18 protein-coding genes and 3 tRNA genes are annotated in these 26,587 nt (G+C 60.4%); 6 read left to right on the top strand and 15 right to left on the bottom strand.

The annotated features are described in order from the left end of the window. Positions 1–309: 309 nt before the first annotated feature. The 4 genes from HCH03_RS07425 to arcA all read right to left on the bottom strand — a co-directional run bounded on the left by HCH03_RS07425 (position 310) and on the right by arcA (position 5,455). Positions 310–1,932 (bottom strand): YfcC family protein, encoded by a 1,623-nt coding sequence (locus HCH03_RS07425; RefSeq protein WP_080143368.1) that lies wholly within the window; start codon positions 1,930–1,932, stop codon positions 310–312. Positions 1,933–2,075: 143 nt separating this feature from the next. Beyond that, positions 2,076–3,029 carry a carbamate kinase gene (arcC, locus tag HCH03_RS07420; RefSeq protein WP_221688975.1) on the bottom strand — a complete coding sequence of 318 codons (954 nt, stop codon included), beginning with the start codon at positions 3,027–3,029 and terminating at the stop codon, positions 2,076–2,078. Between the two features lie 34 nt (positions 3,030–3,063). Further along, positions 3,064–4,059 (bottom strand): ornithine carbamoyltransferase, encoded by a 996-nt coding sequence (gene argF / locus HCH03_RS07415; protein WP_080143370.1) that lies wholly within the window; start codon positions 4,057–4,059, stop codon positions 3,064–3,066. A 178-nt stretch (positions 4,060–4,237) separates the two neighbouring features. Then, entirely contained in the window at positions 4,238–5,455 is a 1,218-nt protein-coding gene (arcA, locus tag HCH03_RS07410; RefSeq protein WP_080143371.1) for an arginine deiminase, read from the bottom strand. Between the two features lie 537 nt (positions 5,456–5,992). Here arcA and HCH03_RS07405 point away from each other — a divergent pair. Next, positions 5,993–6,068, top strand: a tRNA-Arg gene (locus tag HCH03_RS07405). A 334-nt stretch (positions 6,069–6,402) separates the two neighbouring features. After that, entirely contained in the window at positions 6,403–6,645 is a 243-nt protein-coding gene (locus HCH03_RS07400; protein ID WP_080143372.1) for a glutaredoxin family protein, read from the top strand. Positions 6,646–6,752: 107 nt separating this feature from the next. Here the strand turns inward: HCH03_RS07400 and HCH03_RS07395 are convergent, their stop codons facing one another. After that, on the bottom strand, positions 6,753–7,661 hold the full coding sequence (locus tag HCH03_RS07395; RefSeq protein WP_221688974.1) for a LysR family transcriptional regulator: 909 nt from the start codon (positions 7,659–7,661) through the stop codon (positions 6,753–6,755). 250 nt (positions 7,662–7,911) lie between these two features. Between HCH03_RS07395 and HCH03_RS07390 the strand changes: the two genes are divergently transcribed. Continuing rightward, positions 7,912–9,627, top strand: a complete 1,716-nt coding sequence (locus HCH03_RS07390) for an FAD-binding protein (protein ID WP_221688973.1) — start codon at positions 7,912–7,914, stop codon at positions 9,625–9,627. A 196-nt stretch (positions 9,628–9,823) separates the two neighbouring features. Beyond that, positions 9,824–9,958: a hypothetical protein gene (locus HCH03_RS16620; RefSeq protein ID WP_281421087.1), complete on the top strand. Its 135-nt coding sequence runs from the start codon at positions 9,824–9,826 to the stop codon at positions 9,956–9,958. A gap of 124 nt (positions 9,959–10,082) precedes the next feature. On the opposite strand, the gene HCH03_RS07385 is transcribed toward HCH03_RS16620, so the two are convergent. After that, positions 10,083–10,853 (bottom strand): hypothetical protein, encoded by a 771-nt coding sequence (locus HCH03_RS07385; RefSeq protein ID WP_221688972.1) that lies wholly within the window; start codon positions 10,851–10,853, stop codon positions 10,083–10,085. A 155-nt stretch (positions 10,854–11,008) separates the two neighbouring features. Here HCH03_RS07385 and HCH03_RS07380 point away from each other — a divergent pair, with 155 nt between their 5' ends. Beyond that, a complete protein-coding gene (locus HCH03_RS07380; protein ID WP_221688971.1) occupies positions 11,009–11,557 on the top strand; it encodes a hypothetical protein in 549 nt (182 codons plus the stop codon). 362 nt (positions 11,558–11,919) lie between these two features. Here HCH03_RS07380 and HCH03_RS07375 read toward each other — a convergent pair. Next, positions 11,920–11,993, bottom strand: a tRNA-Gly gene (locus HCH03_RS07375). 269 nt (positions 11,994–12,262) lie between these two features. Between HCH03_RS07375 and ligD the strand changes: the two genes are divergently transcribed. Continuing rightward, positions 12,263–14,710 carry a DNA ligase D gene (ligD, locus tag HCH03_RS07370; protein ID WP_221688970.1) on the top strand — a complete coding sequence of 816 codons (2,448 nt, stop codon included), beginning with the start codon at positions 12,263–12,265 and terminating at the stop codon, positions 14,708–14,710. A gap of 478 nt (positions 14,711–15,188) precedes the next feature. On the opposite strand, the gene HCH03_RS07365 is transcribed toward ligD, so the two are convergent. The 8 genes from HCH03_RS07365 to HCH03_RS07330 all read right to left on the bottom strand — a co-directional run bounded on the left by HCH03_RS07365 (position 15,189) and on the right by HCH03_RS07330 (position 26,424). Further along, positions 15,189–16,730 carry a PucR family transcriptional regulator gene (locus HCH03_RS07365; RefSeq protein WP_221688969.1) on the bottom strand — a complete coding sequence of 514 codons (1,542 nt, stop codon included), beginning with the start codon at positions 16,728–16,730 and terminating at the stop codon, positions 15,189–15,191. 30 nt (positions 16,731–16,760) lie between these two features. Next, positions 16,761–18,299 (bottom strand): PucR family transcriptional regulator, encoded by a 1,539-nt coding sequence (locus HCH03_RS07360; RefSeq protein ID WP_221688968.1) that lies wholly within the window; start codon positions 18,297–18,299, stop codon positions 16,761–16,763. Between the two features lie 149 nt (positions 18,300–18,448). After that, positions 18,449–18,787, bottom strand: coding sequence for a 4Fe-4S dicluster domain-containing protein (locus HCH03_RS07355; protein WP_080143378.1), 339 nt, complete (start codon positions 18,785–18,787; stop codon positions 18,449–18,451). A gap of 35 nt (positions 18,788–18,822) precedes the next feature. Continuing rightward, positions 18,823–21,267: a molybdopterin-dependent oxidoreductase gene (locus HCH03_RS07350; RefSeq protein ID WP_221688967.1), complete on the bottom strand. Its 2,445-nt coding sequence runs from the start codon at positions 21,265–21,267 to the stop codon at positions 18,823–18,825. A gap of 508 nt (positions 21,268–21,775) precedes the next feature. Next, positions 21,776–23,011 carry an MFS transporter gene (locus tag HCH03_RS07345; RefSeq protein ID WP_221688966.1) on the bottom strand — a complete coding sequence of 412 codons (1,236 nt, stop codon included), beginning with the start codon at positions 23,009–23,011 and terminating at the stop codon, positions 21,776–21,778. A gap of 429 nt (positions 23,012–23,440) precedes the next feature. Further along, complete coding sequence (locus HCH03_RS07340) at positions 23,441–23,812, bottom strand: oxidoreductase (RefSeq protein WP_246599821.1); 372 nt, start codon at positions 23,810–23,812, stop codon at positions 23,441–23,443. Then, complete coding sequence (locus HCH03_RS07335; protein WP_221688965.1) at positions 23,785–26,046, bottom strand: molybdopterin-dependent oxidoreductase; 2,262 nt, start codon at positions 26,044–26,046, stop codon at positions 23,785–23,787. Before HCH03_RS07335 ends, HCH03_RS07340 begins: the two co-directional genes overlap by 28 nt. Before the next feature lie 301 nt (positions 26,047–26,347). After that, a tRNA-Pro gene (locus HCH03_RS07330) sits at positions 26,348–26,424 on the bottom strand. Positions 26,425–26,587: the final 163 nt, after the last annotated feature.

The raw sequence follows: 26,587 nt of genomic DNA, 5'->3' as shown, positions 1-26,587 counted from the left end.
AGCCGGTGGGGTGCCACCCTAATGGGTTTGCGGTGGCCACCGCACGGGATCCTTCGACTCGCTCCGCTCGCTCAGGATGACAACGCGCTGGCCCGCGGAATGTTAATGCTGGTTTAACAGCGGAAACAGACGCCCTATGTCAAACCAACGTTGATATGGAGGGCAGGTGTGCGGCAGCCCGCCCCTGCGGAAGACACCGTGCTTGCGGATCGCCGCGACGGGGCGCGCACAAAAAATCCCCCGCCGAAGCGGGGGATTCGAAGTGCAGTTCCGTGCGCGAGCGCTACGTCAGCCTAACATGGCCAACGCCTAAGCCGCACCCGGTATGATCACCATCGCAGCCGTGAGGATAATGGCGCAGACCACGCCCAGGATGATGAACAGCTTGCCGCCGAACTTGAGCCAGGTGGAGTACTCGATCTTGGCCAACGCGAGGCCGCCCATGATGGCGCCGCTCGTGGGGGTGAACAGGTTCACCAGGCCGTTGCCGGCGCTGTAGATCATGATCATCACGTCGGTGGAGAACCCGAGCGAGTTCGCCAGCGGGCCCATGATGGGCATGGACACGGTAGCCATGCCGGACGACGACGGGATGAGGAACGACAGCACGATGTAGAGCAGGAACGACAGCGGCGCGAAGATGATCGCCGACATGCCGGCCAGCGCGTTCGCCGCGTTCTCGAGGATCCAGATGTCCAAGCCGGTCTCGCCCATGAGCACCGTGATGGAGCGTGCCATGGCGATGATCAGCACAACGCTCATCATGTCGGCGGTACCGTTGATGAACGCCTTGATGAAGCGGCTCTCGGACAGACCGCCGATAACGGCGATGACGATGGCCATGAGCAGGAACCACGTGGTGGCCTCGTCGAAGTACCACTGGCCCAGCGGCACGCCCGTGAGGAACGCGGACCAGCCGTCGGAGATCTGCTCCTCGGCGGTGACGGTACCGGACACCTCGCCCGTGAACGTCAGCTCGCCGTCGACCGCGCCCGCGTCTGCGGCGTCGGCCCACGAGGCCGAGATATCGTCGCCGCTCACCTGCGTGGTCACTTCTTCCGTAGCGGCGCCGGCGTTGAACACGTCGATGCCGAAGTCCTCCCAGGGGATGAAGCTGACGATCATGACGACGAACGTGAGGGCGAACACCACGAGCGTCCACTTCTGGCGTCCCGTCATGAGCTTCTTGTTCGGGTTCGCCTCAGCGTCTTCGGTCTCCTGCTGGGCCTCGCCGAACTCGGCCTTCATGGTCTCCTGCTCCTGCAGCGACATGATGGTGGAGCCCTTGTTGGCCTTGACCTTCTTCGCGTAGCGCATGACGAACACGATGGAGATGGCGAGCGTCACGAGCCACAGGATCACGCCGAGCATGATGATGGTGCCCTGGTTGACGACGATGCCCGTGCCGGACAGCGAGTCGACGGCCGCGCCCACGGCGAACGGGTTCACCGTCGAGCCCAGCACGCCGCAGCCGGCGCCCAGCAGGACGACCGCCGCGCCGACGACGCTGTCGAAGCCGGCAGCCACCATCGTGGCGGCCAGCAGCAGGTAGAACGGCACCGTTTCCTCGCACATGCCGTACGTCGTGCCGCCGATGGAGAAGATGAACATGAGGATGGGAATGAGGATGAGCTCATTGCCCTTCAGCTTCTTCACGAGTGCCGCGATGCCGGCGTCGAGAGCCCCGGTCTCCGTCACGATACCCAAAAAGCCGCCCAAGACGAGGACGAACAGGCAAACGGGCAACGCGTCGGTAAAGCCCTTGACCGGTGCCGTCGCCACGTTGGCGATCGTCGCACCCGTGACACCCTCCACTCCGGTCGCACCCATGATCACCGTGATGACAGCCAGCACGATGAGGATGATAGCCAGAATGGTGAATGAAGATATAGATCGCTTCTTTCTGCTTTTTTCCTTCGTTTTCTCGGTCATGAGAACCCCTCCTTATAAGAGGATCGAGGTGAATACGTTTGGCGAACGAGAAACCTAAACGGGCTGGCCGGAAGCATAACCGCCCAACTCGCGGATACCCCAAAGCGGCGGCGGGACGCTTCCGCGCCCGCCGCCGCGAAACACTAAGCCGTGATGACCGTGCCGGTCTTGCCCTTCAGGCCGTCGGCGGCGCACTCGAGCGACGTGATGAGCGCGCGTCCCTCGGGGTGCTGCTGGACGAACTCGATGCAGGCCTCCACCTTCGGCAGCATGCTGCCGGGGGCGAACTGGCCCTCCTCGATGTACTTCTCGGCCTCGGCCACCGTCATGGAGTCGAGCTCCTTCTGCTCCGGCGTGTTGAAGTTGATGCACACCTTCTCCACGGCCGTGAGGATGACGAGCATGTCGGCGCGGAAGTCCGCGGCCAGCTTGGCGGACGAGCGGTCCTTGTCGATGACGGCCGGCACGCCGTGGTAGCTGTCGTCCTTCTCGATGACCGGGACGCCGCCGCCGCCCGTGGAGATGACGATGTAGCCGTCGTCCATGAGGTCCTTGATGGCGTCGAACTCGACGATGCGCTGCGGCTTCGGGGAGGCCACCACCTGGCGCCAGCCGCGGCCGGCGTCTTCCTTGTAGGTGTAGCCGGTCTCCTCGGCGCGCTTCATGGCCTCCTCCTCGGTGAGGAAGGCGCCGACGGGCTTCGTCGGGTTCTGGAACGCCGGGTCCTCGGGGTAGACCACCGTCTGCGTGACGACGCAGGCCGTGGAGCGCATGATGCCGCGGCGCTTCATCTCGTTCAGGATGGCCTGCGAGAGCTGGTAGCCGATGTAGCCCTGGCTCATGGCGCCGCACTCGGGGAACGGCATGGCCGGGGTCTTGCCGTCGTGGGTGGAGGCGTAGTCGAACGCGTTGTTGATCATGCCGACCTGCGGGCCGTTGCCGTGGGAGACCACGACGTTGATGCCCTCGGCCACCATGTCCACGATGTGCTCGGCCGTGTTCTTCACGAGCTCCAGCTGCTCCTGCGGCGTGTTGCCCAGGGCGTTGCCGCCGAGCGCGATGACCACGGACTTGCCTTCGCCTTTCTGGTATGCCATAGCTATCTCCTTCTTTCCTCGTCGGTGCTTTTACTTAGGAGAGCGTGGCGTACATGACGGCCTTGATGGTGTGCATGCGGTTCTCGGCCTCGTCGAACACCTTGGACTGGCTGGACTCGAAGACCTCGTCCTCGACTTCCATCTCGGTCACGCCGAACTGCTCGGCGATCTCGGCGCCGATGGTGGTCTTCGTGTCGTGGAACGACGGCAGGCAGTGCATGAAGATGGCGTCGTCGGAGGCCATGGCCATGACTTCCTTCGTCACGCGGTAGGGCTCCAGCAGCTTGATGCGCTCGGCCCAGAGCTCGGCCGGCTCGCCCATGGACACCCAGATGTCCGTGTAGATGACGTTGGCGCCCGTGCAGGCTTCCTTGACGTCCTCGGTGAGCGTGATGGTGGCGCCGGTCTCGGCGGCAACCTCGCGGCACTGCGCCACGAGATCGGCCTTCGGCATGCGGGCCTCGGGGCCGCAGGCCACGAAGTGCAGGCCCAGCTTCGCGCACACGACCATGAGCGAGTTAGCCACGTTGTTCTCGGCGTCGCCCATGAACACGAACTTCAGGCCCTTGAGGCCCTGGGGGAAGTTCTCCTCGACCGTCAGCATGTCGGCGATCATCTGGGTGGGATGGAACTCGGTGGTCAGGCCGTTCCACACCGGCACGCCAGCGTTGGCGGCCAGGTCCTCGACGATCTCCTGGGAGAAGCCGCGGTACTCGATGCCGTCGTACATGCGGCCGAGCACGCGGGCGGTGTCCTCGATGGACTCCTTCTTGCCCATCTGGGAGCTGCCGGGATCGAGGTAGGTGACGCCCATGCCCAGGTCCATGCCGCCGACTTCGAAGGCGCAGCGGGTGCGCGTGGAGGTCTTCTCGAACAGCAGAACGATGTTCTTGCCTTCGAGGTAGCGATGGGGGGTACCCGTCAGTTTCAGGTTCTTGAACTCCTTGGACAACTTGATGAGGTAGCGGATCTCGTCAGGCGTGAAATCCAGCAGCTTCAGGAAGTTGCGTCCGCTCAGGCTCGTGGGCATAATTCATTCCTTTCGTCGTTCTTTGCCAAGTTTTTTCTTTCGTGCGAACCGTGCAGGCGGGCGTCGCCAAGTTGAAACCGCCCGCCTCTTTTCAGCCTTCGAGGGGAACCCAAGGCCCCCCTCTCGGCTGGAAAAGACAAAGGGTTGCGGTCCGACCGGCGGCCGGACCCGTGCGAAACTAGTCCTCGCGCCAAATGGGCATGCTCATGCAGCGTGGGCCGCCACGGCCGCGGGACAGCTCGGCGGAGGGGATCACGATGAGCTTGATGCCCTTCTCCTCGAGCACGGCGTTCGTCACGTCGTTGCGCTCGTACACGCACACGACGCCCGGAGCGATGCACAGCGTGTTGCTGCCGTCGTTCCACTGCTCGCGCTCGGCCGCGATGCGGTCGCCGCCGCCGCAGGGGATGAGCTCGACCGGATGGCCCATGTAGGTCTCCAGGATGCTCTCCAGCTTGCCGGACGTCTCCTTGACCTTGATACCGTCGCCTTCCGGCGTGATCTCGAAGACGGTCAGCGGGCCCATGATGCCCGGGTGGATGGTGAACTTGTCCGTGTCGATCTGCGTGAACACGGTGTCGAGGTGCATCATGGCGCGGTTGTTCGGGATGTTGAACGCCAGGATGGTGTCGATGGGGCTGGTGTCGTCGTTGAAGATGTTGTGGGCCAGCGCGTCGATGGCGTCGGGCTCGGTGCGCTGGGAGATGCCCACGGCCAGCACGTGCTCGTTGAGGTTGAGGATGTCGCCGCCCTCGATGTGGAACGTGTTGTAGCGGCTGTAGTACTGCGGAACGTCCTTGAAGTCCGGATGGTACTCGAAGATGTACTCGCCGTAGATCGTCTCGCGGTTGCGCGTGACGGAGTACATGCGGTTGATGGACACGCCGTTGCCGATCATGGCGAAGTTATCGCGCGTGAAGTACAGGTTCGGCATGGGGGCCACGACCATCTTGGAGGCCTCGGACACCAGGTCCACCAGCGAGTTGGACTTGTCGGTGTGAAGCTCGGTGAGGTTGATGCCCTCCATCGTCTTCAGCACGAGGTCCTTGTTGTTGGGGTAGTTGTCGTTCAGGTAGTCGAAGATGATCTTCTGGTAGCGGTCGGTGCGGATGCCGGCCTCTTCGATGAACTGCTTCAGGAACGGCTCGCGCACATCGGGGTTCTGGTCGAGCACTTCGGTCATGAGGTCCTCGAGGTACACGACCTCCACGCCGTTGTCGCGCAGAGCCTGGGCGAACGCGTCGTGCTCCTCCTGGGCGACCTTCAGGAACGGGATGTCGTCGAACAGCAGCTCTTCGAGCGTGTTCGGCGTCAGGTTCAGAAGCTCTCGGCCCGGGCGGTGCAGCAGGACTCGCTTCAAAGGCTTGATCTCGCTTTTAACGTTGACACCAGCCATTGCAACCCTCCTTTTCTTTATGCATTTTCCAGATTTTCAGACTCGAGGGCAGCCGTTGCGCACCGTCTGCCCGTTCGATAGGCCCAAAATCTCACGGTTCGATTCGAATTGCAACCACATTTCCGCAACAAAACCGTACCCCGTTTGATATCGGGTGCTTTTTCGGTGAACGGTAGCTTTTAACAACCTCAAAATTCACCGTTTCATCACATTTGCTTTGCCACAACAGAGCGCTGAATCGAACGAAACAACGCTTTTCACACCTCGAAGCGAGCCCCCGCTCCCCCGTCGCCGCGAAAGCTGATAAATTGGAATGCATAAACGGGGGCAAACATGCATTCCTGGCGCAAACGGCTCATCGATGGTCCGGCGCCCAGGAGCGCCCGCGGGCCGCGCAAGCGTCTTCCCCGGTCGGCGTGATGGGAAAATGTAGTTTTTCACGTGCGGTTTCTCCGCAGGGAATAGTTCGAGAACCTTTCCCGCCTCTTCCATATGTGCTTAGGCGTTTTACGGTATAATACCGGTGCTGAACCAAACGCGCTCGTGGCTCAATGGATAGAGCAACGGACTTCTAATCCGTCGGTTGCAGGTTCGAGTCCTGCCGGGCGCACCAGCATGTGCCAGCCGCATCCCCGAAGGGATGCGGCTTTTTTATCTTTTCGATATAAAACTTTTAATAATACCATACTTTTTAAAAATATGAAGCAGTTTTTGAAAATTAGTTGCCAGGCGTTCGCGCGGCCGAAAGCTTCCGCCGCCAGCGTCGTGCGTGAAGGGTGCGCCGGGCCGCCTTGGACCGCACCATCATATTTTCTTAATATATGTACTACTCTTAAACGATTTGCCTGCTGAACGCAAAAAACGGCCGGTTATCGATTATGATTAAGCTTCCGTTCATATAGTTATCGCCGAAAGAGCCTCTGCGAGCGATAAGGAAAGGAACGCCCATGCCTTACCTGGAAGACCACACCCTCTACTACAAGAAATCGTGCCCTTACTGCCAGAAAGTCCTGCGTTTCATGCAGGATAACAAGATCAACTTGGACATGCGCGACACGCTCCAGCCCGGAAACCAGAACGATCTCATCCGCATCGGCGGCAAGAAGCAGGTGCCCTGCCTCGTGATGGGCGGCAAGGCCATGTACGAGTCGGACGACATCATCGCGTACCTGCGGGGGAAGGCGCTCTAGCCCTTCCCGTCACGCCGGCCGCGCAGCTTCGCAGCAACCCGCGCAAGCGGGTTGCTCTTTATACGCGGGAAAACGCGCGCAACGCGCGAGACGTGCCTACGGGGGCGTCACGTCCGGAGGCGCGCGGTGGATTCCCGCGCGCAGTTCGCCGCGTACGCGGCGAACTCCTCTTCGCGCTCGCCCATGGTGCGGGCCTTGAGGTGCGACACGCCGAACCCCCACGCGCAACCCTCCATGGGCACGGCCACCACGTCGTCGCTGCCGTTGAACACCTCGAGCTTGGCCAGGTGCGGCAGCGTGAAGCCCACGCCGCCGCCGTGCAGCACGAACTCGTAGATCCAGAATATCTCGGAATGCTCGACTATGGCGGGTTGGCCGAGTCCCTCGCTCTCGAAGCGCCTGCACAGCTGCTGGCAGCATTTGAACTCGCGGCCGGGTATGGCTATGCGGCGGCCCGCCAGGTCGCGCGCGTCGATGGACTCCTTGGCGGCCAGCGGGTCGTCGCGGCGCACCCAGTACAGCACCGGCGAGGAGTACAGCTCGCAGGTGGCGAAGTCTCCCCCGGTGGGCGTTATGGTGAGCGCCAGGTCGTACAGGCCGTCGCGCACGACGGCCTCGCACAGGGAGTCCGGCAGCTCGTTGAGCGTGATGGACACGTCGGGATGCTGGGCGGCGAACCCTCCCGGGAAGTCGGGGCCGAGCAGCCCCGGCACCCCCAGCGCGGACGCCACGCGTATCTCCACGTAACCGCTCGAGGCGATGCGCTCGAAGGAGGCCTGCAGCAGGTTGCGCTCGGCCTGCACGTGCTTGGCGTACTCGTAGAACTCGTGCGCGTAGGGCGTGGGGCGCCGGGTGCCGTCGCCTTCGGTGGCGAACAGCGGAACGCCCAGCTCGCGTTCGAGATTGTGGATGGCTTTCGTAAACCCTTGCGGCGACATGGGCACTTTGGCGGCGGCCGCGCTGAAGCTCGGCGAGTCGTACGCCAAGATGAAGTAGTCGCACTTGTCGTTCAGCATGCAGGACCCCTCCCGTCCCCTTCTGAGCGCTTTCGTGCAGCCACTCCATTATACGCCACCTCTTCGAGGGCCGGTTGTATCCAACCGATTCAACCTTGAGCTTTTCGCTCAACCCGAAAGCGTTGCGGGCCGACGCGGCGAAGGCACATACTGCACCCAAGCCGCAGGAGGGCGGCTGCCCGCAGGGGTGCCGGAACGGCGCAGGGCGTCGAACCGGCTGTCGCGGGGCATTTCGTCAAGGAGGTTTTCCATGTTCGAGAAAACGCAGAACCTGAGCAGGCGTTCGTTCCTCGCAGGCGCCGGCGTGCTCACGGCCGGCATAGCCGGCGGGGCGCTCGTCGGCTGCTCGCCGAAGGAAACCGAGCCGAAAGCCGGCGAGGCCGAGCCCGCCGTCGCAAGCGGTCCGGCAGCGGAAAGCACGCAGGTCGACGCCATCTGGAGCATCCCCGAGCTGGGAGAGCCGAAGGAGACCATCCAGGCCGACGTGTGCATCGTGGGCGCGGGCGGCACGGGCACGGCGGCGGCCATCCAGGCCATCGACCTGGGCCTGAAGCCGGTCGTCATCGAGCGTTTGAACGGCTACGGCGGATCGTTCATCGGCACCGAGGGCATGACGGGCCTCGAAACGCACTTCACCGAGGCTGACGGCGGCGTGACGTTCGCCGGCGCGTACAACCCCAACGCTCCCTACGGCGTGAAGAACGCCATCAACACCTGCCTGAACTTCCACCATTGGATCCCCCAGCACAAGCTCTACGAGAACTTCTTCGGGCAGACGGCCGAGACCATCGACTGGCTTGAGAACCACGGCATCGAGTTCGAGGGCAACATCTCCATCGGCGTCGGGCCGAAGGTGTGGCACGTCTACGACAAGGGCGACAACGCCAGCCCCGGCGGCTACTTCATGCAGTGCTTCGGCAAGGAGGCCGACAAGCTGGGCGTGGAAGCGCGCTTCAACACGTTCGGCCGCAAGATAGTCATGGAGAACGGCAAGGTGGCGGGGCTTCTGGCCGAGACGGACAAGGGCGACGTCATCAAGGTGGAGGCGCCCGTCGTCATCGTGGGCACCGGCGGCTACGCGAACAACTCCGACATGCTCTACAGCGTGTCGGAGACGAAGAACGCCAACATCCAGGCGCTCGGCATGGACTGCCGCAATGGCGACGGCCTGAAGATGGCCAAGGACGCCGGCGCCGAGTTCGCCGAGGGGCTGGGCACGGTCATGTGGTGCGGCCCGGTCACCATCGGCGCCGTCACCGCCACGTGGACGACCGACGCGTACTCCGCCGGCGTGCAGCCCACTCTCTGGCTCAACGAGAAAGGCGAGCGCTTCTGCAAGGAGGACCTCTGGCTCGACGACTTCGCGGGCGCGGGCATCTGCGTACGCAACCAGGAGAAGACGTTCGCGCTGTTCACCGAAGCGGACATGAAGCGCTGGGAGACGGACGGCCCCGACGGGCAGGTGTTCTCGTTCGGCACGCCCGGAACGCCGCTCGCGAAGGCGCGCGAAGTGCTGGAGAAGGCCGAGGGCTGCCACGTGGGCGACTCGATCGAGGCCGTATGCAAGGAGGTCGGGCTCGACGCCGCGGCCGTGCAGGCGACCCTCGACCAGTACAACGGCTACTGCGACGCCGCCGCGGGCCTGGACGGCGACGACCCCAGCGCCGACGCGGAGTTCGGCAAGCGCGCCAAGTACCTGCACAAGATGGACGCGGGCCCCTACTGGCTCTGCGAGACGGCCGACGGCTTCTACACCACGTGCGGCGGCATCAAGGTGAACGAGAAGACCCAGGTTCTGGACGTCGACGGCCAGGTCATCCCCGGCCTGTACGCGGGCGGATCCGACGCGGGCGGCCTGTACGGCGACTCCTACGACGTGAAGTTCGCCCCCGGTTCGCAGGCCGCGTGGGCCGTGAACTCCGGTCGTTTGGCCGTGAAGGACGCCAAGGAGTACCTGGGCAAGTAACCGACAACCCCTCCCCTCGCGCCGCCGCATCCTCCCTCCCGCGACGGCGCAAGCACGAAAACGGCCCCGCCTGGTTGGCGGGGCCGTGGTGTTTCTCGGGGCGGATCGAAACCGGCAATGTCCGGCTTTTCAAGTTTCGCGCAACGTCAGCTACAAATCTACGAACGCATGTATCATATACGGTATGAAGAAGTACGTGAAAGTCATATCGTGCACCGACGAGCGCGGCAAGGTCGAACCCCGCAGGATAATCATGGGTTGTCGGCGGTGGGACGTGAAGGTGCTCGACTCGCATCCCCTGCGCGACCGGCATGGCACCGGCACGCAGTAGCACATAGCGATAAACGGCGAGCACTACACCAACCTCTACTACGAGGTGCCCTACCAGCACAGCGACCCGCCCAAATGGTACGTGCACCTGAAAAGCCCCGTGCTGGACTAGTCGGGGAAAAACGCTAGGAGATTGTTCCTCGAACGCTCAGCGAATAATTCAACCCGATCGTCATCGCCTCTGGTAGGCTCGTGCGATACACTTGATAATATCCCGAGGTCGCTGCAGTGTTCGGACGAATCGAGTGCGAAAACACCTCACACCATCCACCTTCAACTCCAAGCATACTGAACGTCTCACATGGAGGCTCTGAGAACGCAAACGGATAATCAACCTGAGCACAATAGTCCCCGCTCGCCGAATATCCCTGCGGGTAGAAGCTCGACGCCGACCAAGCCGACATGGGCACATCGTAACTCCGGCGAATCCAGCACTCCGCTGTCCCATTCGCGTACTTCCGATAGCTCCAGGCGCCGGACCTCCCCTCTTCGATAATCCAATCGACGATCCGCTCGCCGTTGATGCTGATTTCCTGCGACCAAAGATCAACCCGCTGCGATCTCACAAAAAACTCGTTGTTGAAAAATCCGAAACCCAAGTCGCCAACCCAATCGTTCTCTGGGTCCCACCCAGTGAAGACGAAGTAGCCGGGCGCATTCATGGAGTGCAGCCCGCTATGCGATTTAACGACGTCAATCGGATAACCCGCTTCTGCCGCCTCGGCCCACCCACTCCCTGCGAGCGCCTCCACGCCTTCAACAGCCTCAACGTCGATCTTGCCGATCTGACTCTCCACCCCGGGCTCCACCGCAAATGCCGCAGTCGGCGCCAAAGCCGCTGCGCTCGCCGCCGCTGCTGCCACCAGAAACCCCTTGCGCGTCATTCCCTCTTCCATGTATTCCCTTCAAACGTATTAATATTACCTTAATGGTTTTATATTATACGTTTGGAAGGGCGCCTGGCAGAAAAGCCGCCAAGAAGAGCGCACTGTAACGCGATGTTGCGCTCGGCCGCTAATGTAATAGAAAAGCCTAGATTTAGGAAGTCATTATGGACGTTGCAATTTCCATCATCAGCGCTTCTGCGGTAATAGGAGCAGCGATAATATCCGGCCTATACTCTCGTGACAAGGCAACGAGGGTTTTGAAGAAAATTGAAGTACTTGAGAAGCGCAAAGAATCAGTCAGTGCCATCGCCGATAAAGACAAAAGAAGTGAAGGAATTCGACTTATCGAAAGGCTTGAAGATTCAATCAACAGAGACGTTTTTTATATTTCTGGAAACGATTTTAGCTCTGCCGTTTCAATCGTGATTGGTTTGTTGGCTTCGGTGCTATGCTTCATCCTCTTGTACCAAGCATTTTCTTCCAACGATGGAATTGTGTCTTTTGCTTCAAGCGTTGCATCTACCGCATGTTTGGTGGTCGCCTGCATCTCCTTGTATTCATATGTCATTCCCGGAATTGTACGAAGCTTGGTTGATAAAAGATACGATAAATTCGTCAAAAGCAGCAGTTCAAAAGAAACATCGGAAAAGGAGTCGTCAAAGAAAGAAGCTCGGAAAAAACGTCAGAATAAAGAAAGGGGCCCACGCATATGAACTGCAACCCTGCGTGAGGCTCCTTGCAAATACCAACTGCTATGCGGAGGCAAGATGTAACCATGCCGATTGGCAAAGAGCTACAAGAAATAGCGCGAAGAGCGCGGCATCAGCTATGTTACCCAAAAGAACTTGCGGGACCGATATGGCACTTTCCGGCAAGCGAAAGGAGGGGGCTTCACCATCACGTCGCGATCCGCGGGCCGCACGAACCTTAACGTCGATTACGGCCATTATTTCGTGATGCAAAAAGAGACGTACATCCGTGAGGCGGACGGCATGGTGAATACCCGAGGACCCACATTCGACGCGTCGATGCAATAAAAAAGGCCAGAGTTTTTAGGCTCTGACCTGTGAGTTCGTGGAGCGGGTGACGGGAATCGAACCCGCGTCATGAGCTTGGAAGGCTCAGGTTCTACCATTGAACCACACCCGCGTTTTTGTGCGGCGCTTATTGTACCGCAAGTTCGCCGTTCGCGGGCGAGATTCACCGAGCATTCCACGAGCAACCCTCCGTCCTCTAGCGCGGGCGGGCTCCCCTGCCGTGCGAAAGCGGCGCTCGCCCGCGTTACGCCGTGTCGAACACGCCTATTCGCCCCGGTGCCAATATCGTTCGCAACCGCTGCGGCGAGGACGGATCGTCTACCCTCGACAGGCGACGGACGCCGTACCGGCGTCGAAGCCCGCGACAGAGGAAGACCCGCCATGCCCCAAGCCGCCGATCTCAGCGCGTACAACCGCAAGAGGAACTTCGACAGAACCGCGGAGCCTGCGGGCGTCGTCGGGCAACAGGACGATCGCCTGCGGTTCCTCGTGCAGCATCACCGCGCCCGGCGCGACCACTACGACCTGCGCCTCGAATGGAACGGCGTGCTGTTGAGCTGGGCGGTGCCCAAGGGGCCCTCGTACAACCCGCGCGACAAGCGGCTGGCCGTGCGGGTGGAGGACCATCCGCTGGAGTACCGCAACTTCGAGGGCACCATCCCGAAAGGCGAGTACGGCGGCGGCACGGTGATGCTGTGGGACGAGGGTTTCTGGGAGCCCCTGGGCGACGTCGACGAGGGCCTGAGCAAGGGCGAGCTGAAGTTCGAGCTGGACGGAAAGCGGCTTCGAGGCGCCTGGGTGCTCGTGCGCTTGAAGGCGAAGCCGGGCAAGGACGCCGACGACTGGCTCCTCATCAAAGAGAAGGACGGGCGCGAGCGGACCGATGACGGCGTGGCCGCGTTCGACACGAGCGTGCGCACCGGGCGCACGATGGCGGAGATAGCCGAGGGCGCGGACGGGAAGCTCGCGCGCAACCCCTTCTCGCACGCCGACGTGCAGCTGGCCCGTCTGGTGGATTCGGCGCCTAAGGGCGACGGCTGGGTCTACGAGGTGAAGTACGACGGCTACCGCATGCTCGCGTTCGTGGAAGAGGGCAGCGCGAGGCTCGTCACCCGCAACGGCAACGACTACACCGACCGGTTCCCCACGATAGCCGCCTCCCTGGCCGGCTGGGCGGACGGGCGGGCCATGGTGCTGGACGGCGAGCTGGTCGTCGCGGACGAGGATGGTCGCACGGACTTCCAGGCCCTGCAAGGCTACCTGCGAAACCCGGAGGGACCGCAGCCCGCCTACATGGTGTTCGACCTGCTGGCCTTGGACGGCGAGGATCTGCGGGACCGCCCCCTTTCCGAGCGCAAGGAGGTGCTCGAGGCCCTGATGGCCGACGCGCCGGCCGACGTCCGCTACAGCAGGCATGTTGCCGGACGCGGCGAGGACAGCCTGCACGCGGCGTGCGGGCTTCACTTGGAGGGCATCGTGGGCAAGCGCGCCGACGCGCCCTACCGCGGTGCGCGCAACGGCGACTGGATCAAGCTGAAGTGCGGCAACGTCCAGGAGTTCGTCATCGGCGGCTACACGCAATCGTCCAAGCGGGTGCGCGGGGTGAGCTCCCTTCTGCTGGGCCATTACGAGCACGGCGAGCTGGAGTACGCGGGCCGGGCGGGCTCGGGCCTGGGCGCGGCCGAATCGCGCGAGCTCCTCGCGGCGTTCGCGGGCCTCGAGCGGACGGACCCTCCGTTCGCGCAGGCTCCGAAGCCGAGGGCAGGTGAGCGCGTCGTCTGGCTCGAGCCGAAGCTGGTGGCCGAGGTGAAGTTCGCCGAATGGACCCAGGACGGCCTGCTGAGGCACCCGAGCTACCAGGGCCTGCGCACGGACAAGGACCCGCTCGACGTGCATCGCGAAACCGCCGAGGCGCCGGCCGCGACCCCTCAACCCCGCAAGAGATCGGAGCGTACCATGGAAGCAACCGACAAGGACGTGCGCGTCGACGGCGTGCGCATCACGAACCCCGGCAAGCTGCTGTTCGAAAGCCCTGCCGTCACGAAGGAGGACGTGGCGCGCTACTACGCCCGCACGGCCGAGCGCATGCTGCCCTACGCGGGCGGCCGCATACTGAGCATCGTGCGCTGCCCGCGCGGCGCGGCATCGGCGTGCTTCTTCAAGAAGCATCCCGGAGCCGACACCGCCGGCGTCGTGGCCGCGACCGTGCCTGCGAGCGACGGCGAGGACGAAGAGTACTTCTACGTCGACAGCGCCGTGGGGCTCGTGTCGGAGGCGCAGATGGACACGATCGAGTTCCACGTGTGGGGCAGCCGGGTGGACGAGCTCGAGCACCCCGACATGATGGTGTTCGACCTCGACCCCGACAAGGGGCTGGAGCTTTGGCAGGTGCGCCGGGGCGTGCGTGACCTCAAGGGCCTCCTGGACGATCTGGGGCTGAGCTCGTTTCTGAAAACGAGCGGCGGCAAGGGCTACCACGTGGTGGTGCCGTTCGAGCCGGCCGCCTCGTGGGACGCGTTCCACGACTTCGCGCGGCGCATAGCCCGAACGATGGCCGAGAAGTGGCCCGACCGCTACACAAGCAACGTGCGGCTGGCCAAGCGCAACGGCAAGATATTCATCGACTGGATGCGCAACGGCCGCGGCGCCACGAGCGTCGCCCCCTACTCCCTGCGCGCACGACCAGGCGCTCCGGTGTCCATGCCGATAACATGGGACGAGCTGGACGAAATCACCCCCGACGGCATCGATCTGGAAGCCGCCTTGTCCCGCACCGCCGGCCCCGACCCCTGGGCCGGCTACTTCGACGTGGACCAGGGGCTGAACTGATGGCGTGCCCTTCCTTAGATACCCGGTGCCTTGGGGGCTGCCGGAGCTGCCGGGGCGCCGGGCGCAGAAGGTGCCCCCGGCGCCGCGGGGACGCCTGGAGCCGTCGGCATGCCGGGAGTGCCCGGCATTTCGGAAGCCGCGAGGGCCTCGGGCAACCCGGCGCCGCATCGGGGACATACGGTATCCGCAGAACCGCATTTCTCCCCACAGCTCGGGCAAGCTCTCTCCATCGAAATAGCCGTTGGTCTAAAACACATTTGTCGATCCCTTCTACTCTGTTATCGTCTCCAACCTTGGCATACGGGCGCATGGCCAGCTCTGCAAGAGCATGCGACGGAAAAGCCCCCTCGACGCAAACCTTTCTCGATCCCGCCTCGCCCTATCGAATGATACGGGAGCCAACCAGCTACTTTCATCGAGCAAGGTGGTCGCGACTCGGGTTTATTTCGAGCAGGAAGCCAAACAAGAGACCCCTCTGTCAACATTCGGTTCCACGGGCAAAATCCCGCAGGGCCACCGACGTCGCAACATGATCGAACACGGCGGCGTCCGAAAGGTCGATGCAGCAGAGCTGCTCGATTCTCTCAACGCGATATTGAAGCGTATTCCTCTTTATATCCAGATCCTCCGCGGTAGTCGTTTTGTTGCCGTAATTCGCCACCAGACATTCGAGCGTCGGCATCAGCGGAGCATGCGAACACCTGTCGTGCTCTTCGAGTATTTCCAAGCACGGATGAAGGTAGCGCCTCCAATCCCCACGCTGCACGCAGAGGTCGAACAAATAGTATCGTCTGCAGTCATCGTAATCGAGTACAATCCGTTCGGGATACTGCCGCCGACCCACTCGCAAAGCAATCTGGGCCTGCCGAACAAGGTCGTGGAGCGAGCAGTCGTCGCCGCGCGAATCGCTAGCGCCGGCAACAAAGCCCCCTTGCTCCAAGTAGAGCTCAAAAGCCGCCCATTCGCTGCGGTCGAGCCTTCCGATATGGTTTATGAAGCAGATCAGGGTGCGCGCATGTATGACGCAACGCGCATCGGGAAGAACGCCTATCAGGTCATCCTCGATCCGACAAAGCTGATGGTACTGGAGAAGCCCCGTTTGCGAAGCTATGACGAGAACGGTGAAATTCGGAAGCACATTGATCCACTTCTCGCCAAGCCTGGCTCTGAAGTCGTCCGCATTGACAAGGTTGCCCCTCACCACATCATGAAGCAATGCATCGTAGCAGTTTGAGGAATCCTGCCAGGTGAACTCTATCGCCCTCATTTTCGAACCGATGATTTTCCCAAAATACCTCAAGCACTCGAGATCTCCGTCGGTAACGGGCCTGTTCTTGCTTATCACGTTCACCGCAACAAGGCCGTCGTCTTCGCTCCTTGCAAGGCAAGCCGTAACCATGGTGCCTATGGCCGTCTTGAAATCATGGAGCACGCCACGCGCCCTCAGCTCTTCAAGGTACCCCAAGAAGCCGGCTTCTTCAATGCAGGTTGCAGGAACCCCGGAGCCGCCCAAGACGTCTTCCCCTTCGGTAGCGGCCACCCACAGGCAATCGTCCATGCAGTCCGTTCTCGAGTACGCTATCACCCGGTAATTGTGATCGATAATGGTCATGGGATTCTCGAACAAGCCATGGGCATAGTCGACCATCTCCTCGAGACCTGCACCGTGGACGTCGAGCTCGAGCAGATCATTGGCCCAAATGGTGTAGGCGTTGATCACCCTCGCAACCTCGTTGCAGAGCTGGGCTGGGTTCGATATGCCCGATACGGCGATTGCGCAGGGAGCACCCTGCTCGCACGTCGGAAAACCGAGGACGACGCTCTCGCTCAAGACACCCGGCCTTCGAGCCTCAACCGGATCGCAGCTCACATTGCAAAGGTCGCGCCCCTCGCTTCCCGGAAGGCAATCAGAGATCAAGCGGGCTCCGACAACCGGACACCCGGGCATGTAATACGTCCCCTTTGCGCACTCGAAACGCTTGCTGAGGCCATCGAGAACCATGGCCATCGTCACGATCATCTTTCGCACCCCCGGTTCAGCTACCGAACGTCAAGCCCCTTTGCCGCAGTACTCCTCCAAGACGATGGAGTGTCGAATATGGGCGATAACGGACGGATCGGACAAATCGATTCCGCAAAGAGACTCGATGTCTCCGATCCGCGACCGCAAGGTATTGCGCTGCATGTACAGCTCCTTGGCTGTATTCGTGCGGTTGCCCCCATTCAGAGCAAGGCATCTCAGCACGGGGTACAACTGATTCTTCGAATCCCTGTCGTGGCTTGCGACGACCTTGATCGAAGGATGCGCGTAGAAATCGTCATCGCCTTCAGTAGAGCAGACCTCGTACAAATAGTACCGCCGACACTCGGCGAAAAAGAAAAGGCTAGTGTCGGGCATCGCCTTTCGTCCTATATTCAGCGCATGCCGCGCAGTCTGATACAATTCCCGCAGCGGCACCGTCTTCGGGCAGTCCTCCGAAACGCCCGCTATCAGGCTGCTGTTTTCAAGGAATACGCCGAACCGTCGAAAATCGGACGCATTCGGCCCTTTGCCACCATCGTACGAGGCAAAGAACACAAGAAAGCCTTCATAGTAAACGCATTTCCCGAAGGGGAAGTTGTTCGAAACATCCCCCATAAGGCGGTGCGCCTGCCTATCGTTGAAGCATCCTTTGCGAGGCGCGGAAACGATAATCCTTGCCCTCTCCTTCAAGTTGCAGCCCAAAGCCCTCATGCGATTGCCGAGCTCGATGCTGCTAACGAGCCTGCCCTCGAACGCGTCCACAAGCATGCCGCCGTAGCCGATGCCTTCCTGCGCCGCATTGCCGCTTGCTCCCACAAGGAAGGTCTCTACCATGGCGCATACAAGCTCGAGCAAGGCAACATCCCCGTCCGATACCTCCCTGTTCTTTTCAATCAAGCAGATGAAAAGAAAGTCTTCTCCGATGAGCCGCGTGCGGCACGCGGCAAGCCTCTCCCCATTGGCCATAACGTAATCGGAAACAACCCTGCCTTTGTCGAAAAGTTTGAGAAAATCGGCGAAGCCGGGCATATCGGCTGAACCCGAGAACGCCTGGGTGTTTGAATCGAGGGGCGTCCAAAACTCGTCATCCATCACATCGTCGGCTGTGCATGCCCTCACGCGCAGGGCCCTGTCCAGTACCAGCATGGGGTTTCCCAAGGCAGCGTGGCCACGGGCTACGAGCTCGTCGAGGGAAGATCCCTCCAACGCGCAAGCGATCAAGTCGTTCGACCACTCCTGACAACGATGCAGCGTATCTTCCACAACCCCGACGACCTCCGATGCCGAAGCGTCCGCTATAACGGCTATCGCGTACGCCACCGACGGAGAGTATCCTGGAGGACAGACCAAAATTATCTTTTTCGAAGGAACTCCATCGACCGTCGAGACGTTCTCAAGCACATCACGCTCGTCTAAGACGAAAACCCCGTCGTCGAACTCCCCGTCGTCGCCCGTCGGAAGCGAATAGACAGACAGCGCTATGCCGTCCGCTTTGTAAGACACGCCTTTTTCGCAGACGTATTCCCTGTTCAAGCCATCAAATACTAGCGCCATCGTCGTCTTCATAGGACGCCCTCGCAATCGCGACACCATCACCCGGCTCCCCTGATCACTGCGAAACAAGGAACGCGAGAGCGATCCGGAATGACTCCGGATCGCCCTCGCTCAACAAGCTTGCGGGACAGGGGGCCCGTTCGCTTGGGCACGAGGCCCCGTCAGTCTTTCAGCCTGAACATCACGCTGTTCGGCTTCCCCTCAACGACCTCGGCCATTTCCTCAACGGTTCCGAAGTCCATGATGCCCGCTTGGCAGTGGTGCACGCATTTCGGCAATCGACCTTCCGCAACGCGGTCGGCGCACAGGTCGCAAAGCGATGTCGGCATCGGAAGATAATTGTACTCCCATTTCCCGCTCTCGAGCTGACGTGGACCATCCTGCAGTATCTTGATGCCGTATTGCCCCGCAGCAAGATTATGCTCAACCTGACAGGCAACCTCGCAGGTGTGGCACCCCGTGCAGTACTCATAGTTGATAACCAAAGCGTTTGTCGACATGCAAACGCCTCCTTCCTTTAGGGTTGACCAGGCTTCTACTCGTCACCGCGACCGGCATACAGGGCTTCGTTCAGCTCGTTGCCGTTCACGTCGGCATTCTCGGCCTCACGGACGTTGGGCTGTGCCATTTCGTACTCCCATCCCCCCAACTCCGTGACCTGAACGCCAGGTAAGACCTTGCTGTTTTCCTCCGTGCACTTGTAGATCTTGCACATCAGGCAGCAGTAGGGTGCTCCGTAGCCCGTCTCCCCAAACTGCATCTGGGAGGTAAGGTTGTTGATGTTCGAGTCGAACACGCCGTACAGGCTCGGAGCCTCGGGGTCGCGCTCGGGGAACCACCAGCCATGGTCGGCTGCGATCACGCGGGGATCATACGTCACGTCGAAGACCACCTTCTGGCGGCAACGTCCACGATGGTTCTCGATCCAAACCCAGTCGCCTTCTATCACCCCGTACTTTTCCGCCGTCTCAGGATTCATGCGAACCTGCGGGTCGGGCTGGATTTGGCGCATGCGCGGGAACTGCCGGTGCTCGGAGTGGAAATACTGCCACATGCGGGCTCCGGTGGTCAGAACCAGCGGGTACTCTTCCTTGTAAGCCTCGTCGATCTTGTCGGAATACGGACTCTCGGGCGGTTCCTCGAAATACGGGACCGGCGGCATTCCCCATTGCTTGAACGGGTAGATGGAGAACTCGAAACGCCCGGTCATCGTCATGAACCCTACCGAGCCGTCGGGACGGCACAGCCCCTTCTCGTACTTCTTGTACGGCAGCTCGGGGTAGTTGAAGACCTCTTCCTTCAAATCATGGAAGTCACGCCCCAGCTGTCCCCCGTAGTCGGAGCGCTCGCGCAAGAAGAAGTCCAGTAGCTCCACGTCGTCGTGGATGCCGAAGCGCTCGAGCAGCTCGGGATTGCATTTGCCGACCACCTTGACGATAAGCTCTTCGTCCGAAACAGCCTCGCCCGGCGCCTCGCAGACCTTGGTGATAGCTCGCATCGGGGTGTACCAGGTGCGGAAGCTGTTGCGCTCGGGACACATCGCAATAGGGAGCACCAAATCGGCACAGGCCATCGCAGTCGGCGTCATGAATATGTCCGCCACGGCCACGAAATCGAGCTTCATCAGGGCCTTGTAAACGCGCGGGGCCTCGGTGCCCATGTTCGCGATCGGGTTGGTGGACTGGAACCACATCATCTTGATGGGATACGGATCGTCCGTCTCTATCGCGTGCAAGATCATATCGCTCATGGCCGTTGCGGAGAAGCCGAACGTGTGAAGCGGTGAGATCTTGTCGCCGATGCGCTTGGCGCGAATTTCCTCGGGGACGTCCTGCAGGCCGCAATTGTACGCCATGTCGGTACGATACGGCTGGTCGGTCTGGATGTTTCCGCCGGGAACGTCGTAGTTGCCGGTCAAGGCAACAAGGTTGTTGATCGCTTGGGCGCAGGGAATGCCCGTAGGAGACTGGTCCACCTTCAGACCCCATTGCATGGCTGCGGGATGCAGTTCGGCGTACATGCGTGCAGCCTTGCGGATGTCCTCTGCATCGACCCAGCAGATCTCGGCGACTTTCTCGGGCGTGTATTCCTTTGCCGCCTCCACCAACTCGTCGAACCCGTACGACCAACGGGACACGAAATCGTGATCGTACAGATCCTCTTCGATGATAACATGGGTCATACCCATCGCCAGAGCCGCATCGGTGCCGGGACGCAGGCGCAGCCAGACATCGGCGCGAGAGGCCATCCAAGTCAGCTTGGGGTCGACCACGATGGTCTTAGCGCCGCGCTGCATAACGTCGACGATCCAATGGCCGAGGAACGCGTCGGAGTTGGACACGACCGGATTGTTCCCCCACATAATAACTAGCTTCGGAATCTCGTATTCGGGATCGTCCTCATAGCGCAGGGGATGGCTCTGCGACATATCGGCGATCAGCGCCCCGCCGTTCTGAGCGAAATTCAGGGTCGAGCGCGGCAACATGCAAGCGTCGCCGGACAGGAAGCCAAGGCAGAAGTTCGGCGACTGGAAGGCCCAATAGCAGATAACAGGGCACTGCCAGCAAACATTGCGCCCCGTGCCCATCATAGCGGCAATAGACTCTGGTCCGTACTCGCGTTGGATGCGCTTGACGTTCTTGTCGATGATGTCAAGCGCCTCGTCCCAACTGATCTGCTCCCATGCATCCTTGCCGCGATCCTCCTTAGCGCGCTTCATAGGATGAAGCAAACGCGTCGGGCTGTTGATCTGCTCGACGTAGTTCAGGCAGCGCAGGCAGAGGCGGCCGCGACTGAACGGACTGTTTGGATCGCCCTCGATGTTGACCAGCTTTCCGTCCTTGTCGGTATAGTAGATCACCGCGCATCCGTTATGACAGCCAGGCCCTCCCCATGCGGTCGTGCGCGTAGCGGTTAGCTCCCCTTCCTGCCATTGGTACACATCGTCCCGGTAAAGCTCCTTGTTGTATTCAAGCGCCATGCAAAGCCTCCTCTAACTCTCGTCTTTTGCCCATTGTGCTGAACCCTACCTTGAATTCTAGGAAACGCGCGTTCGCCGAACAACGAACGCCCTGGTAGAAAAAACGGCGGACTTTGAGCAAGTTGTCTAATGAACGCGCCTTGTCGCTCCTCTAGCATGATCATCGATTTCGATACCGTTCGAAAGGAGGGGCGAGCAGGCATGTGCTACCAATGCTCAAAGTGCAACCGATGCGGCAAGTTCTCTTATCGAGCCGCCATTTTCTGCAAATCATGCGGCGGCGAGGTTCCGGCAGGAGCGGGAACTTGCCCGAACTGCAAAGCCGAGACCGCAGGAAACCTGCGGACAGGCGAGATGACGCTCGATCCAAATGCCCCCGCCAGGGGAAAGGATCGGGTCGATCTCTCCTAGGCTCGCCAACTTGGCAGGTAGAACCGGAAGCAATCGGGCCCGGCAACGTGCTTGCACGGCCGGGCCCGATCCTTGAGAAACTAGAAGCCGATTCGCGCTATTCCGACACCTTCCCTTCCTCGAGCTTGACAACTGTTCCCGTGTCGCTCGGGAGAAACAGGATGAACACCCCCGCAAGAGCAACGGCGATGCCCCCGCCGATCATCAGAGACAACGGCGTTCCACCAGCTACCGAAGTCGCAACGGGAGCAATGATGTACGCGGGAAGAATCCATGCGCCCAGGTTCTGGAAACTGGATTGGATGCCTCCGACGGCACCGAGATGCTCGGGCCTGACCCCGGGAATGAGCGCAGGGAGCGTCTTTCCCATCGGCAAGATAACGCCCATGAAAAAGCCCTGCAGAATCACCATAGCCCACGTTATCGCACCGAACGGCAGCCAAAAAATCAAAACGTCGGTGACCGCCATGAGCAGTGCTGCAACGAAGAACACGGGCTTGAGCTTTTTGACGTTGCCAAGCAGGATCGGCATGACGACGCCGCCCACGCCAACAGCGATCATGTTGGCCGCGGACACGGATCCGGCGACGCCGGGATCGCCCGTGTACTCGACCAGCCCAGCCGTCAGAAAGTTGTTCTCAACAATGCTCGCGCCGAACGCGCAGAACATGACGAACGAGATGATCCACACGTACTTGTTCTTCAGGACAACGCCCAGATACTTGGTCATCGGCTCCGCCGCTTCGCCGCCGTTTTCCCCGCCTGGATACGTGCGGCCGAGGAATATCCACAGGACCAAGCAGGCAATCGCGCAGCCGGCACCGATCATGAACCCGGTATGGGGATCGGTCAGCATCGGGCCGACCTTCATCGCAATTGCGCCGCCGCCCGCAGTCGCGCCCAAGATATAGATACCCATGGCAATGGACGTCCACTTTCCAGGAAACCACAGCCTGAAGAGCTTCGCGGAGTTCGCGTTGAGCGCAGCGAGGGCGAATCCCAATAGGAAGCTTGCGAGAAGCAAAACCGGAAACGACATGCTCACCGTACGCATTAGGCCGCCGACCACCGCCACCGACAAACCGGATATCATCACGACGCGAATAGATTTGCGGTCGGCCCAAGCCCCACCGACGATGCCGAACAGGAAACCCGTTAAATACGGCATCGTCGATATCATCGAGAACTCCGTGACGCTCAAACCGACATCGGGCCCCATCATCAAAGAGCCCATACCCATGGTGATGAGGATCGCCACTTGCAATCCGCAATGCACCAGAAAAGCCAGAGCAAGAATAACCCAGCGATAACCGTACACTTTAGCTTCTGCCATAATACCCCTCGATTCAATGACTAGTAAGACGGGCTGGATTTCGAGCAAAATCCCATCTCCTCGCAATGTTGAAAACGTCTATGCGCCGGCAATCGATACGCTTGGTTCAGGGTTCAGCAAATCTCGTTTGCCGCAATGCGCACACGGTCCAACTGAGGCGATTATAAAAAGGCGAGCGCGCGGTTTCATCCGTCAACGCGTTCACGAATCGTGCACTATTTGAGCGACCTGACCAATATCTGATCTGGGGTATCAGAGTAATTGAGGTTTTGCCGCCAGGGGAATTCGGCCTTGGCTTCCAAGCACGCTCTTGCCGCACGCGCCTCGCGCATGGTTCTGCGATGACACACCGAAGGGCGGGGCTAAGCGGCTTCCCGCTTAGCCCCGCCCTTCTTCCCTTGCTATCCAACGACGAAGGCGATCTATGCCCTACGGACGGAAGATGAGGCTCTTTCGCTTGCCGGCCATCTTTTCCGCCAGCTCCTCGTAGGTTCCGAACTCAACGACTTTCGCCTGACAATGCTGCACGCACGAAGGCTCTTGCCCTTTCTCGAACCGTTCAACGCACAGATCGCACAGATCCGACGGGACGGGGATATAGTTCCAATTCCAATGGCCGTCCTCTTTTTTCCAAGGCTTGTCTTCTAAAACCTTGATACCCCATTCCTCGCGTCCAAAGCCGTGCTCGTTTTTGCATGCCAGCTCGCACGATTTGCAGCCGGAGCAAAACTCGTAATCAACGTACAGCGCATATCCTTCCAGCATAGCTCCCCCTACCTCTCGTCTTTCGTCACTTTGCAAAGATTGGCTTTGAACGTGTCGCCGAATCCAAGTTTGCCAATGTAGCCGTTCGGAAGAAGCGTGTTGATGTTGGATTCGTACGCGCCGTACAGACTGGGCGCCTCGGGGTTTTTCTCGGGATACCACCAGGCGTGCATGGCATGCACGACACCTGGCAGAATGGTCGACGTTACATTCGCCCGCTGCCTGCAGCCGCCGAACTGGTTCTCTATGAGCACCCAATCGCCGTCTTTGATCCCGAGCCTCTCGGCATCTTCGGGGTTGATGTCGAGCAATGGGTCGGGCACCATATCGCGCAGGCTCTGGATCTGGCGATGCTCTGAATGGAACGAGACGTAGGTGCGCGCACCCGTGGTAAGGATAAGGGGGAAATCCTCGGCAAGATCCGGACGGCTGATCGGAGTAAAGGGGCCTTCCTTGTAATACGGCAACGGATCTTCGCCAAACGAGGCGAATGCCGTCGAATACAGCTCGAAGCGACCGGTGCTGGTCAGGAAGCCCAACTGGCCATCGGGGCGCAGCATCCCTTTTTCGTACTTACGGTAGACCTCGGGCGGCTGGAGCACCCCCGCCTCCCGGAACGCATCGAAAGACATGCCCTTCGGAATAACTCGCTTCTCGAGGTAATCCACCACGTCTTCGTACTGGTTCCAGTACTCAGGGTGCATCCTCTTGCCCAGATCCATCATGATCTCGATATCGCATTTGCATTCCCCGACGGTGACGGCCTTGTTGATGGCAGCCTCGAATGCAGCGTTCAACCCGTAATGAGGCTGAACGTGCCCATCGTGTTCGGCGAACGTCGTCAAAGGCAGAAACACATCTGCAAGCGCCATGGCCGTCGGGTTCATGAACACTTCTTGGGCAACGCCGAAATCGATGTCCTTCAGAGCCTCGTACCAGCGATCGGGCTGCGCAGCGATTGCGCCGGACACGACGTTCGAGCTGTGGAAATAGGCCATGTGAATCTTGTAGGGCTTCCCAGACTCGAGGACGTCCAAGGTGAAGTCGGGATGACATTGATTCATGATCATGCTGAATCCCGGATATTCTTTCGCGCCGAGACGCTTCTCCCATACTTCGGGCTTCAGGATTCCCGACTCGAAGCCCCACGTGGCCATATCGCGCGCAGGATCATCATCCCCTGCGATAGGCGTTCCCAAGGTGCATCCACCAGGAACGTCCAGGTTGTCCGTAATCGCCATCAAGCTTAGAAGGCACTGCGCAAGTTGCACGCCGTTGGGGTTCTGATCCACCGCGAGCCCCCATCCCAAAGCGGAGTGCCTGCTGGTTGCGAACTTCCGGGCAACATCGACGATCTGCTCTTTTTTGACCCACGTGATAGGCTCCGCCCATTCCGGCGTGTACTGCTTCACCCGATCGGCAAACTCGTCGAACCCGTAACACCATTTATCGACGAAATCATGATCGTACAGGTCTTCCTCAACGACCACGTTCAGCATGGCAAGAGCCAGAGCGGTATCGGAGCCCGGACGCAGCTGAACAACCTGCTCGGCGCGACTGGCAAGCCAATGCACGCGCGGATCGACCACGATGAGCTTGGTTCCCCTGCGCATGAGATCGATGACAGAGTGCCCCCAGAACCCGTCGGGATTAGACTTGAGAGGTTCTTTTCCCCACATCAGGATATACTTAGGAGCCTCCCAACCAGGATGGTCGTAGCGATCCGGATAACGGCAGGCGTTGTCGATCTCGGGATAGCCCCCACCCATAAGATGGGCCGTGATCGTAGCGCGGGGACCGTAGCACGACCAGCCGCTCTGCGCATAACAGGCATTCGGAGAGCCGAACACCATGAACGCCATGAGAGGATAGTAGGTGTTCGCCTGCCGACCCGTTCCACCGAACACCATGATGGACTCCTCGCCGTGCTCGGCGATGATCTTCTTTGCGTTCGTGACAATGATGTCGTACGCCTCATCCCACGTGACCTGCTCCCATTTGTTCTTGCCGCGATCCTCGCGCGCACGTTTCATAGGGTGGACGATGCGGTCGGGGTGGTAGATGAACTCCTTGAGCGCCAAGCAACGGGGGCAAAGCGCGCCCCGCGTGATGGGATGGGACGGATCTCCTTCGACTTTCACAACTTCGCCGTCCTTCACATGGAGCTGCAGTCCGCACCCCACCGGATGGCACCCCGGAGGCGACCACGCATGAGTTCTGATGATCGTCTCTTCGTCGGTAACCGTTTTCCACTCGAAATTCTCGCTCACTTTCTCCTCCTTGCACACCGCTCTCGCTCGGGCATCATCTTGGCGAGCAACGTCAACCACGCATTCCCCGCTGGCCAGATTCTATGCACCGAACGAGCGGATAGCATGGGGCAGTGTGCGCGAAACGATGGAAGAGATTTAAACAGCGTGACAAAAACCGCAGATAGGTTAACCGTTTAACCCATTCACATCTAGGCGGCTATTCAAGGTTGTTGACAAGGGAGGATCTGTTAGACGGTGAGTAGTATCTAAGCGAAACGCATATCGCACAAAGCCCTTACCGTCGTTGGCGAGTGCATCATGGTCGGGGCGACAGGATTTGAACCTGCGGCATCCTGCTCCCAAAGCAGGCGCGCTACCAAGCTGCGCCACGCCCCGACGCCGAAACAGCAACGGGTATTATAGCAGAACAGCCGTCGCTGCGAGAGAATTCTTGCAGCGACGGCCCGCTCACAGCATCCCAGCAGCCCTACGGCATCCGTGCAACGTCCCGCAGCGGCGACTCGCTGCATGACCAAACGTTTCCCGCAAACCCTTCGCC

The organism is Gordonibacter massiliensis (ex Traore et al. 2017), from assembly GCF_019731765.1.
GTDB classification, from domain to species: domain Bacteria; phylum Actinomycetota; class Coriobacteriia; order Coriobacteriales; family Eggerthellaceae; genus Gordonibacter; species Gordonibacter massiliensis.
Note: the sequence above shows the minus strand (reverse complement) of the source record. Positions and strands in the feature narration are given on the sequence as shown.

Bases quoted from the DNA above. Each gene is read 5' to 3' on its own strand.
- HCH03_RS07425 (WP_080143368.1), bottom strand. From the start codon at position 1,932: ATGACCGAGAAAACGAAGGAAAAAAGCAGAAAGAAGCGATCTATATCT.
- arcC (WP_221688975.1), bottom strand. From the start codon at position 3,029: ATGGCATACCAGAAAGGCGAAGGCAAGTCCGTGGTCATCGCGCTCGGC.
- argF (WP_080143370.1), bottom strand. From the start codon at position 4,059: ATGCCCACGAGCCTGAGCGGACGCAACTTCCTGAAGCTGCTGGATTTC.
- arcA (WP_080143371.1), bottom strand. From the start codon at position 5,455: ATGGCTGGTGTCAACGTTAAAAGCGAGATCAAGCCTTTGAAGCGAGTC.
- HCH03_RS07400 (WP_080143372.1), top strand. From the start codon at position 6,403: ATGCCTTACCTGGAAGACCACACCCTCTACTACAAGAAATCGTGCCCT.
- HCH03_RS07395 (WP_221688974.1), bottom strand. From the start codon at position 7,661: ATGCTGAACGACAAGTGCGACTACTTCATCTTGGCGTACGACTCGCCG.
- HCH03_RS07390 (WP_221688973.1), top strand. From the start codon at position 7,912: ATGTTCGAGAAAACGCAGAACCTGAGCAGGCGTTCGTTCCTCGCAGGC.
- HCH03_RS07385 (WP_221688972.1), bottom strand. From the start codon at position 10,853: ATGGAAGAGGGAATGACGCGCAAGGGGTTTCTGGTGGCAGCAGCGGCG.
- HCH03_RS07380 (WP_221688971.1), top strand. From the start codon at position 11,009: ATGGACGTTGCAATTTCCATCATCAGCGCTTCTGCGGTAATAGGAGCA.
- ligD (WP_221688970.1), top strand. From the start codon at position 12,263: ATGCCCCAAGCCGCCGATCTCAGCGCGTACAACCGCAAGAGGAACTTC.
- HCH03_RS07365 (WP_221688969.1), bottom strand. From the start codon at position 16,730: ATGATCGTGACGATGGCCATGGTTCTCGATGGCCTCAGCAAGCGTTTC.
- HCH03_RS07360 (WP_221688968.1), bottom strand. From the start codon at position 18,299: ATGAAGACGACGATGGCGCTAGTATTTGATGGCTTGAACAGGGAATAC.
- HCH03_RS07355 (WP_080143378.1), bottom strand. From the start codon at position 18,787: ATGTCGACAAACGCTTTGGTTATCAACTATGAGTACTGCACGGGGTGC.
- HCH03_RS07350 (WP_221688967.1), bottom strand. From the start codon at position 21,267: ATGGCGCTTGAATACAACAAGGAGCTTTACCGGGACGATGTGTACCAA.
- HCH03_RS07345 (WP_221688966.1), bottom strand. From the start codon at position 23,011: ATGGCAGAAGCTAAAGTGTACGGTTATCGCTGGGTTATTCTTGCTCTG.